This window comes from Chloroflexota bacterium (genome assembly GCA_016875875.1).
Classification (GTDB): Bacteria; Chloroflexota; Dehalococcoidia; order GIF9; family UBA5629; genus 9FT-COMBO-48-23.
Genome location: VGOP01000004.1, coordinates 150,914 through 161,818, shown reverse-complemented (window position 1 = coordinate 161,818; position 10,905 = coordinate 150,914). Strand labels below are relative to the sequence as shown.

10 protein-coding genes are annotated in these 10,905 nt (G+C 48.9%); all 10 read left to right on the top strand.

Annotation, left to right across the window (positions count from 1 at the left end):
* Positions 1-288: phenylacetate--CoA ligase (locus FJ023_04760; GenBank protein ID MBM4446649.1), on the top strand; the 288-nt coding region annotated here is incomplete at its 5' end.
* 288 nt (positions 289-576) lie between these two features.
* A complete protein-coding gene (locus FJ023_04755; GenBank protein MBM4446648.1) occupies positions 577-1,860 on the top strand; it encodes a phenylacetate--CoA ligase in 1,284 nt (427 codons plus the stop codon).
* 169 nt (positions 1,861-2,029) lie between these two features.
* A complete protein-coding gene (locus tag FJ023_04750) occupies positions 2,030-2,998 on the top strand; it encodes a magnesium transporter CorA family protein (GenBank protein MBM4446647.1) in 969 nt (322 codons plus the stop codon).
* Positions 2,999-3,025: 27 nt separating this feature from the next.
* Positions 3,026-3,694 (top strand): queuosine precursor transporter, encoded by a 669-nt coding sequence (locus FJ023_04745; GenBank protein MBM4446646.1) that lies wholly within the window; start codon positions 3,026-3,028, stop codon positions 3,692-3,694.
* Positions 3,695-3,714: 20 nt separating this feature from the next.
* Entirely contained in the window at positions 3,715-4,191 is a 477-nt protein-coding gene (locus tag FJ023_04740) for a hypothetical protein (protein ID MBM4446645.1), read from the top strand.
* A gap of 24 nt (positions 4,192-4,215) precedes the next feature.
* Complete coding sequence (locus FJ023_04735; GenBank protein ID MBM4446644.1) at positions 4,216-5,784, top strand: NAD(P)H-hydrate dehydratase; 1,569 nt, start codon at positions 4,216-4,218, stop codon at positions 5,782-5,784.
* A 15-nt stretch (positions 5,785-5,799) separates the two neighbouring features.
* The gene (locus tag FJ023_04730; GenBank protein MBM4446643.1) at positions 5,800-6,573 is read left to right on the top strand and encodes a type III pantothenate kinase; all 774 of its coding nucleotides are present in this window, start codon (positions 5,800-5,802) and stop codon (positions 6,571-6,573) included.
* Between the two features lie 4 nt (positions 6,574-6,577).
* A complete protein-coding gene (coaBC, locus tag FJ023_04725; GenBank protein ID MBM4446642.1) occupies positions 6,578-7,777 on the top strand; it encodes a bifunctional phosphopantothenoylcysteine decarboxylase/phosphopantothenate--cysteine ligase CoaBC in 1,200 nt (399 codons plus the stop codon).
* Positions 7,778-7,852: 75 nt separating this feature from the next.
* Positions 7,853-8,056 (top strand): type II toxin-antitoxin system HicB family antitoxin, encoded by a 204-nt coding sequence (locus FJ023_04720; protein ID MBM4446641.1) that lies wholly within the window; start codon positions 7,853-7,855, stop codon positions 8,054-8,056.
* A 117-nt stretch (positions 8,057-8,173) separates the two neighbouring features.
* On the top strand, positions 8,174-10,852 hold the full coding sequence (locus FJ023_04715) for a valine--tRNA ligase (protein MBM4446640.1): 2,679 nt from the start codon (positions 8,174-8,176) through the stop codon (positions 10,850-10,852).
* The last annotated feature ends 53 nt before the right edge of the window (positions 10,853-10,905 follow it).

Here is a 10,905-nt window from a genome sequence, read left to right as displayed (position 1 = left end):
GTCAGGGTGAGGGGGATGTTTGTCCATCCCAAGCAGACGGATGAAGCGATTTCTAAATTTCCTGAGGTTCGACGGTATCAGCTGGTGGTCACTCGTCCTCAGCATAGGGATGAGATGATTCTTATGGCTGAACTTGCCGATGGAGATATTGATAAGGAGAAGTTGAAGGGTGCTCTGGATAAGAGTTTCAGGGATGTATGTAAGGTAAGGTTTGACCACATGGAGTTTGTTGCCAAGGGTGCCATTCCTGATGATGCCAAACGCATTGTTGATAAGAGAGGATATTAGCTATAATACAGTTTGCGCCAATCCAGCAGCTTTATTGGTTGCATAGCGCTAACCTCTCAGGTACTAACTCGCTAGCTCAGTTCAGTACTTTTGCGTCTGGCCTAGAAAATTTTCATAGTCTAGACTGGAAGGGCTATCAAGAGAACTAAGCCCAAAATAATCCATGTTTGCTCGAGTTTATGGGTTCCTCTTAGTCTTGGCTGCTGATATTCAGGAAGGTGCCCAAATTGGCGCCGTAGCAAACATGATTAACAGCTTAAATGAATAAATGAAGGAGAAAGAAGAGCAGTGAAAGCAAAAAAACCTTTACCTCCATTTGAGGCAATGGAGAAGATGTCCCGTGGGGAGAGGCAGAAACACCTTGATGAACAGTTAAAGTGGCTGGTTGCTTATGCTTATGAAAAAGCTCCAGCAACCAAAGAGAGGTTTGATAAGGCGGGTATTGTGCCATCAAAAGTGTCCGGCATTAAGGATTTGGAGAATTTGCCTTTACTGAGGAAGGATGCGTTGGTGGATTTATACAAAGCAAATCCTCCTCTTGGCGGATTGGTGACTGTGCCCATAAACGAGTTGGAGAGGGTTTATGTTTCCCCCGGTCCCATTTATGACCCGCATCATCAAAGTGAAACTTTCTGGCGGAGGCATGTCTACCTGGTCAAAGCTGTGGGGTTTCGTAAAGGAGACATCGTGGTCAACAGCTGGATGTATAACCTTGTGCCGGCTGGGCTTCTCATTGATGAGACATTAAGGCGAGCCGGGGTTACGGTTATACCGATGGGCGTGGGAAATACTGAGCTCCAAGTCCAAGTCATGCATCAGCTTAAAGTTAATGGATTTATTGGCACTACGGGCTTCTTTATGAATATCATAAATAAGGCTGAGGAGATGGGTCTTGATATTCGCAAAGATTTTAATCTTAGACTAGCTGTCATTGGTGGTGAGATGGGTGGTGGGCCAATCAGGAAAACGGTTGAGGAGAAATATGGCATTGCTACCGGGGATATCTATGCAACAGCCGATGTCGGCCTAATAGCTTTTGAGTGTAGTGCCAAGAGTGGCATGCACATTGCCGAGGGTGTAATACTGGAGATGATTAGTTACGAGACTGAGAAGCAGGTTGAGCCTGGTGAGGTCGGCGAAATAGTAATAACTCCAATTGATGAGACCTATCCATTGATACGTTTTGGCACTGGAGATCTTGCCGGTTTGATTGATGAGCCTTGCTCTTGTGGCCGAACTTCTCTTAGGATAACACGCCTTTTGGGCAGGGTGGGTGATGCCGTTAGAACCAGGGGCATGTTTATTCATCCACGGCAGCTTGAGCCAGCCATGGCCAAATTTACGCAAGTTGCTCAATATCAGGCAGTGGTGACCAGGCCGGGTCATCGGGATGACTTGACGCTCAAAGTGGAGCTCAAAGCCGAGGAAAGAATTGACAAGGACAACCTGGCAAAAGAGTTAATCCAGGTAGTGAGCGAGGCGTTAAGGATCAAGGTTGACCGGGTTGAATTTGTAGCCAAAGGGGTGATTCCCGAATGGCATAAGCTGATAGTTGACGAGCGAGTATATTGAGTTGAATTCGCTGTCATCACAACCTTTTCTCTGCGATACAGGTTAACTTTATAAGTTTCCTTTCTGGCTTAGCGCCTGTAATCACATAAGCACCTTCCAATCTATTCCCCTTTGTTAACCTCAATTGTGGTAAAATAGGGCAAGATTTTACCTTTGGGGGTTTTGGAACATGTCGATGCCTTTGGTTGATGAAGAGAAGAAGTCAAATGCAAATTTGATTACCTGTGGCAAGTTGACCTGGATTTACATCGAGACACCAACTACACAGGATGTTGAGTATTTGGCTCAGAGCTTCAATTTTCATCCGCTAAATTTAGATGATGTTTTGAGCCGAGTGCAGCGTCCTAAAATCGATGAGTATCCCGACCACCTTTTTATTGTGCTCCATTTCCCTGTGTACGACAAAGAGAATCGGGTGACGCATCCCAGTGAGGTAGATATATTTATCGGCGAGAACTACATGGTCACTGTCCATAAGTCGGGTGATTTGAAGCCCTTAGCTAAATTTTTTAATGAGTGCCATGTCGACGAGGGAATCTGTAACGCCTATATGAGTCGTAGTTCGGGCTTTCTCCTCTACCATATACTGGATAGGCTGGTAAATTATTGCTTCCCGATTCTTGACAAGGTGGTAGACAATGCTGAGAAGTTGGAAGACCTCATTTTTGCCAGGCCGGTTCCGGAGACAGTGCGCGAAATCTCGCTAATCAGGCGTGACTTAATTTCCTTTCGTCGTGTCATCCACCCTCAAATCGGCGTAGTGGAGGCACTGGAGCGAGAGGAATATTCGTTCTTCAAAGAAGACCAGGACATCTATTTTGGCGATATTGCTGACCATATTCGCAAGATTTGGGATGGCTTGGAAGATTGCAAGGAGGTGGTGGATGGCTTGGTGGATACCAGCAACTGGCTAACCTCCCACAGGATTCAGGAGATAATGCGAATACTAACCATCGTTATGGCGATTATGGCACCGGGAACTCTCATTGCCAGTATTTATGGCATGAATATACATTTACCCGGTGGGCTATCGAGTGCGGGAGAGATCACCTTCTGGACTTTTGGGATAGTACTTTTCATCATGTTTGGTATTGCTATGACTATGCTCTGGTACTTCCGTCGTAGGCATTGGCTTTAGGTTGACTTGGGTGCAAGGGCTTTCGCGATGACAGTTTCTCATAGATTTGTAGTGGTAGCGGCTCTTTTCGTCACCTGTCTGATTACGGCCAACATCATAATTGCTAAGCAGATAAGCATCGGTGGCATAATTTTACCAGCGGCGATAATAATTTTTCCTATAAGTTATATTATCGGTGATATTCTTACTGAGGTTTATGGTTACCGGCAGGCACGGCGTGTAATCTGGCTCGGCTTTTTGTGTAATTTGATCGCGGTGCTGGCTATCTGGATAGGTAGGATACTACCTCCAGCACCGGTTTTCGAGGCGCAAAATGCTTATGAGGACATTCTGGGTAGCACTCCTCGTTTCTTGTTAGCTTCTTTTGCAGCTTATCTCGCTGGTGAATTTGCCAATTCTTTCGTTCTGGCCAAGATGAAGATAACGACCAAAGGGCGGTGGCTGTGGACGAGAACCATCGGCTCCACTTTAGTAGGGCAGGGTGTGGATACATTGTTTGTTCTGACTATAGCTTTTGTAGGTTTGCTGCCGCTTTCTGTGCTGGGCAGCATGATTTTGAGTCACTGGCTGGTAAAGTCTGCCTATGAAGTCATAGCTACCCCGTTAACTTATGTCGTCGTAGGTTATTTAAAGCGGAAAGAAAACATCGACGTCTATGACTACGGCGTTGATTTTAATCCCCTGAGGGTCATTTAGTGGCTGAACTGGGATAGGCTGTGGAAATTAAGTTTATCGTTGACAATAATGTTGGCAAACTGGGGAAGTGGTTGAGAATAATGGGATACGATACCTTGCTTTTCACGGAAGAGGATGATGGCAAGATGGTTAAAGTCGCCTTGGCGCAAGACAGGGTGATTTTGACTAAAGATACGCAGATTATGAGGCGGCGGCTGGTAACCAGTGGCAGACTTAAGGCTATTTTAATTGAGGATGATGACTCCAAAGCTCAATTGCAGCAGATTGTTGGAACTTTAAGCTTGGACTACCAATTTAGGCCGTTCTCTATCTGCCTCGAGTGTAATGAGGACCTGATAGAAAGGGATAGAGACGAAGTGCGTGATTTAGTCCCGCCTTACGTTTTTAATACCCAGAACCTGTATATGGAGTGTCCGTCCTGTCATCGCATCTATTGGCGGGGCACACATTGGCAGGCAATGAGCCGGGAACTGGAGAGGTTCGCGGCACAAAAATAGAAATAGTGGAAGGCGGTCTGGGTTATGAAGATTGTTACCGCGGAGCAAATGCGGAAGATTGACCGCAGTGCTGCTGGCATCGGTTTGACCACTGAAACATTGATGGAGAATGCCGGGCGGGCTGTAGCCGAGGAAACCAGGAAGCTTATTGGTGGTGTTATCGGCAAGCATATCTTAGTCATAGTTGGTACGGGGAATAACGGTGGGGATGGCCTGGTGGCAGGTCGTTATCTTGACGATTGGGGGGCTGACGTCAGTCTTTACTTGTGCAGTCAGCGTCCAGCTAGCGATAAGAATCTGGCGCTAGCTCAAGAGCGGGGCATAATCACTATTCAGGCTGACCAGGACAAGGATTTCGCCAGTTTGGGCAGCCTCTTAGCTTCTTCTGAAGTGATAATCGATGCCGTCTTTGGTACAGGCAGAAGTCGCACTGTTGGTGGTGTGTTTAAAGAAGTGCTGACCAGGGTTATAGCGGCTAAGCAGAAGAATCCCGAGCTTTTAGTTATCGCCGTGGATGTACCTTCGGGACTCGATTCTGATACTGGGGCAGTTGATCCAAGCTGTCCCTATGTTGATGCCACTGTTACCCTTGGTTATCCTAAGCCTGGATTATTCAACTTCCCCGGTGCTGAAAGGGCTGGCAGGGTTATCATAGCTGATATCGGCATACCGCCCAGTCTGGCAGAGAATATACCGACCGAGCTAATCACCGGGGATTGGGTTAAATCGGTGTTACCTAGGCGTCCTCTTAGTGCCAATAAAGGGAGCTTTGGTAGAGTTTTAGTAGTTGCTGGCTCAATCAACTATATCGGAGCTGCTTACCTTGCCTGTATGGGAGCGGCTAAGGTGGGGGCTGGTCTGATAACATTGTCTACGGCTTCGAGTCTGCAGCCAATTCTGGCAGCGAAAATGGCTGAAGTAACTTATGCTCCTTTGCCAGAAGCTGAAGCTGGGATAATCGCTTCTAAAGCAGTATCTGTTCTAAAAGAGTTACTACCAAGCTACGAAGTTTTGCTTATAGGATGTGGATTGGGGCAAAAGCCACAGGTTGTGGAGTTTATTAAGTCTACTCTGTTTAGTTTGGCAAAAAGTTCCTCTCCAGCTTTGGTTCTTGATGCTGATGTTTTGAATGCTTTAGCCCAGATACCCCATTGGTGGCAGAAGCTAAGTCAGGATGCTATACTTACGCCACATCCGGGCGAGATGGCGCGGCTCGCGGAAGTTTCGGTGGATGAGGTGCAGCGGCAGCGCCTGGAGATTGCTCGGAAAGCGGCTATGGAGTGGCGAAAGGTGATTGTGCTTAAGGGGGCATATACTATTGTGGCAGCAGCTGATGGTCAGGCGCGAATCAGTCAGGTAGCTAACCCGGGATTGGCCTCAGCCGGAACTGGTGATGTGCTTACTGGTGTGATTGCCGGATTGGTGGCTCAAGGCATGTCTCTTTTCGATGCTGCAGCTTGTGGTGTCTATCTTCATGGTGAGGCTGGAGAGATGGTGAGTCGGGAGATGGGTGATGTCGGGATGTTGGCTAGTGACCTTTTGCCGGTTTTACCTAAGGTGATAATGGGGCTTAAACTGAGAGAGACATCTTAAGGTTTGGTGAGTGTAGTGTTATTAGCTGTTGATGTTGGCAATACTAACATGACTGTTGGCATCTTTGATGGTAGTAAGTTGAAGGCTACCTGGAGGGTGGCGACCGGTGTTCATCGTATGCCAGATGAATATGCCAGCTTGATGCTTAATCTTTTTGAGCGCCAGGGTATTTCTGCTTCTAAAATTACTGATGCGATATTATGCAGCGTTGTTCCTCCGCTGGTAGGCGTTTTTGAGGAGATGTGCCGGCGATATCTAAAGGTTGCTCCTTTAGTGATAGAGGCCGGTGTCAAGACAGGAGTGCGAATCTCTATGGATAACCCGAGGGAGGTTGGCGCCGACCGAATAGTGAATGCGGTAGCCGCTCATGCGCTATATGGTGGCCCGGTGATTGTCATTGACCTGGGCACTGCCACCACTTTTGATGTTGTATCTGAGGAAGGGGATTATCTTGGAGGGGCTATTGCCCCAGGAATTGCTATTGCCACGGAAGCTTTGTTTGCCCGGACTGCGGTGCTGCCACGGGTGGAATTGACTCATCCCAAACGGGCTATCGGTAGGAATACTGTTGCCGCTATGCAATCTGGCATAGTCTTCGGTTATGCCGGGCTGATTGAAGGTATAGTGACTCGGATTCAGCAAGAACTAGGAGGTAAAGCAAAGGTGGTGGCTACGGGGGGCTATGCCGAGCTCCTGGCTCGGGAAACACCGGTAATCGAGGAGGTAAATCCTGACTTGACGCTTATAGGTTTGCGTTTAATCTATGAAATGAACAAGGTAAAGGATTAGGGATATGGAGTTAGAAGGTAAGACTGTAGTGTTAGGTGTAACCGGCAGCATCGCTGCTTATAAGGCTGCTGAATTAGCTAGCCAGTTAACGCAGGCGGGGGCTAGAGTTGAGGTTATTATGACCGAAGCCGCTACCGAGTTTATAACACCATTGACCTTTCGTAACATCACTGGCAGGCCTGTGGTTACCAAGATGTTCGAGTTGGCTTCTGAATACAGTGTGGAGCATGTAGCTCTGGCCAAGGCTGCTGATGTGGTGGCTATAGCTCCAGCTACAGCGGACATCATTGCCAGGATAGCTGCTGGTATTGCTGATGATATGCTCTGCTGCACTGTGCTGGCCACAAAGGCACCTATTATCATGGCTCCGGCGATGCATGCCGGCATGTATGAGAACCAGGTAACCCAGGATAATCTGGCTAAGCTGAAGGCGCGTGGTTTCACCATCGTCGGCCCTGATTATGGTCGGCTCGCCTCGGGTGGAATAGGCCTGGGACGCCTTGTCGATGTAAGCGAGATTTTAGGTACTATCCGCCAGGTTTTGGGTAGAAGCCGTGATCTGGCAGGCAGGCGAATTGTGGTTACTGCCGGCGGCACTCAGGAGCCGGTTGACCCGGTCCGATGCTTGACCAATCGCTCTTCCGGCAAGATGGGTTATGCACTGGCTGAAGCCGCCAGAGACCGCGGTGCTCAGGTGGTGCTGGTTAGTGCGCCCAGTGCTCTTTCAAAACCGGTCGGCGTAGATGTGGTGAATGTTGGCACGGCTCAGGGGATGTATGAGGCGGTGAAGAAGGCTGTGGCTAAAGCAGATGTCCTGATAATGGCAGCGGCGGTGGCTGATTATCGGCCTAAGAAGGTCTCTAAGGGCAAGATTAAGCGGGAGCAAGCTTCCAGTTTGACGCTGGAACTGGAGAGGACGCCTGATATACTGGTTGAGGTGAAGGGAAAGTTTCTCAAGGTTGGCTTTGCTGCTGAAACTGAAAATCTGGTATCTAATGCCAAGGAAAAGCTTGAAAAGAAGCAGCTTGACCTTATCGTTGCCAATGACATAACAGCTAGGGCTAGCGGCATCGGCGCTGATACCAACCAGGTGGTGCTAATTGACCGTAAGGGTAAAGTTGAGAAATTACCCCTCTTGCCCAAGCGAGAAGTGGCGGACAAGATTCTGGATAAGGTAGCCCAGTTTTTGGCTGCAAAGAGATAGTACAGGGCTATAAATTTTATTGAAGTTATCCAGCCAATGAGAAGGTGTCGCATTAGGAAAGCGTAAGGAGAAGAAATGTCACGAGAGTTCACTGGAATTATTGAAAAAAGGGGAGATTGGTACATTGGCTATGTAGAGGAGCTCCCGGGGGTTAACACCCAAGGGCGAACTTTGAAAGAAGTAAGAGAAAACATTAGGGAAGCTACACAATTGATTATTGAAGCTAACAGGGAACTCATGGCTAAGAGACAGTCAAAAAATGTAGGGACGGGTCTTTAGACCTGTCCGAGGCGGACAGACCTGAAGGTCTGTCCCTACTTAGGTAAGATTTATTAGTAGTGCGGTATTTTGAGGCTGGTGTGATAGGCGACCCTGAGGGGTCGCATTACTTTATAGCTGGGGTTATGTGATATGCCTGAAATTCCAAAGGCTTATGAGCCAGGTGAGGTTGAGCAGAAGTGGTATCGCTTCTGGATGGAGCATGGCTATTTCACTCCGAAGATAGACCGCAAAAAAAAGCCCTTCGTCATCATAATGCCGCCTCCTAATGTCACCGGCGAGCTTCATCTGGGGCATGCGCTGACGGCTACACTGGAAGATATTATGATCAGGTGGCATCGGATGAAAGGCGAGCCTGCGCTATGGCTGCCCGGAGTTGACCATGCTGGCATCGCTACTCAGGTGGTCGTAGAACAGAAACTGGCTGAGCAAGGACTGGACCGACATAAGCTGGGCAGGGAGAAGTTCATCGAGCGCGTCTGGGAGTGGGTTAAGAAGTCACGGCAGTCGATTACATACCAACATCAGAGGCTGGGGGCTTCCTGTGACTGGACTCGAGAGCGATTTACCCTTGATGAGGTGCCCAGCCGGGCGGTACGGACTGCCTTTGTCCGACTATATAATAAAGGCTTGATTTATCGTGGAGAGCGGATTGTCAATTGGTGCCCCCGCTGCCAGACTGCCCTTTCTGATTTAGAAGTCCAGCATAAAGACATAACGGGAAATCTGTATTACCTTCGTTATCCCATGGCTGATGGCGATGGCTTTGTCACCGTGGCTACTACTCGCCCGGAGACATATCTGGGTGATACCGCCGTGGCGGTGAATCCCGATGATACGCGTTTCAAGGCTGTGGTGGGCAAAAAGGTCGTCCTTCCAGTTATTAAGAGAGTGATTCCTGTTATCGCTGATAGTGCTGTTGACCCTTCGTTCGGCACCGGTGCTGTTAAGATTACCCCAGGCCATGACCCGGTGGACTTCGAAATGTCAGAACGACAGCATTTGCCGATAGTAAAGATATTGAATCCTGATGCCACCATGAACGAGCAAGCTGGCCCTTATGCTGGGCTTGACCGCTTTATTTGCAGGCAGAAGGTGTTGGCTGACTTTGAGAAGGCCGGACTGCTGGAGAAGATTGAGCCGCATCATCATTCAGTGGGGCACTGCGGTCGTTGCCAAACCATGGTGGAACCTGAGGTTAGCAAACAGTGGTTTGTAAAAGTGGCGCCATTGGCTGAGGCGGCAATTAAAGCCGTCACCGATGATAAGATTGCCATAGTCCCGGAGCGCTTTACTAAAGTCTACCTTAACTGGATGGAGAATATCCGCGATTGGTGCATCAGCCGGCAGTTGTGGTGGGGGCACCGCATACCGGTGTGGTATTGTCAGAAATGCAATGAATTGACGGTGGCTATCGACGAGCCTTCAACCTGTGGACATTGTGGCTCTAATGATATCGTCCAGGACCCTGATGTGCTCGATACCTGGTTTAGCTCGGCGCTTTGGCCACATTCGACTTTAGGCTGGCCTGAGGATACTGAGGACTTGAAGTATTTCTACCCCACGTCGGTTATGGAAACCGGCTATGACATATTGTTCTTCTGGGTTGCCCGTATGATTATGATGGGGCTGGAAGACACCGGAGATGTCCCTTTCCACACTGTCTATCTGCACGGGCTGATTCGGGATGAGAAAGGCGAGAAGATGAGCAAGATGCGGGGGAATGTCCTTAATCCCACCGATGCTATAGAAGACTATGGCACTGACGCCCTCCGCTTTGCCGTAACCACCGGCACTTCTCCGGGGAATGATATTAATCTTGGTCCCCACCGATTGGAAGCTGGGCGCAACTTTGCCAACAAGATGTGGAACGCTGCCAGGTTTGTCTTGCAAAGTCTTGAAGCTAATCCGATAGAGAGTGGAGCCTTAGCGAAGTTGATGGCAAAGCGTCCGGAGCCGATGGAGGACCGCTGGATTTTGAGCCGGCTTAATCGCCTTGTTTTAAGCGTGGATGAGTTGATGTCTAATTTCCAGTTCGGGGAGGCTGAGAGGCAAATCCATGACTTTTTCTGGGGCGAATTCTGTGATTGGTACATTGAAATAGCCAAAATCCGCCTGTCCCGGTCGGATTTTTCACCTTTACCCGTGCTTGCCTTCGCTCTGGAGACTGCGCTGCGCCTTCTCCATCCCTTTATGCCCTTCATCACCGAGGAACTGTGGCAGAATCTGAAACAGCGTTTGCCTGAGGGTAGTCTCAATTCAGATTCAATCATCATTGCGCCGTACCCTGTTGGCAATAAGAAATTTGTCGATGCTGAGGCTGAGACGGTGATGGAGTCGGTTACAGAAATCATCCGCTCCATACGCAATGCCCGGGCTGAGCACAAGGTGGCAGCAGGCAAATGGATTGAAGCTCGTGTCTACGCCGATAAACTCCAGTCAGCTATAGCTTCGCAGTCTGAGGCTATAGAGACCTTAGCCAAAGCCCGGCCACTGGCTGTTTTGAGTCGCAACCAGCGTCAGGCAAAGGAGGAGAAAGCCCTGGTCTTGGTGTTGAAGGAAGCTGAGGTGGTCTTGCCTTGGGCGGGCATGGTTGACGTGGCTGCCGAGAAGCGACGTTTGGAAGGGGAAATCAGCACGATTGAGCAGGAAATCGACCGATTAGAGCAAAGGCTGAAAGATGCGGCTTTTATGTCCAAGGCGCCAGCAGCGGTGGTAGAGAAAGAGAAGGGCAAGCTCCAAGGTTATAAAGACAAGTTGCTTAGGTTGAAGCAGGAACTGACACAACTTAGCTAGTGTGCTGTGCACACTAGAAATTCCAAATCTCAAGACACAAATCCCAAACAAAG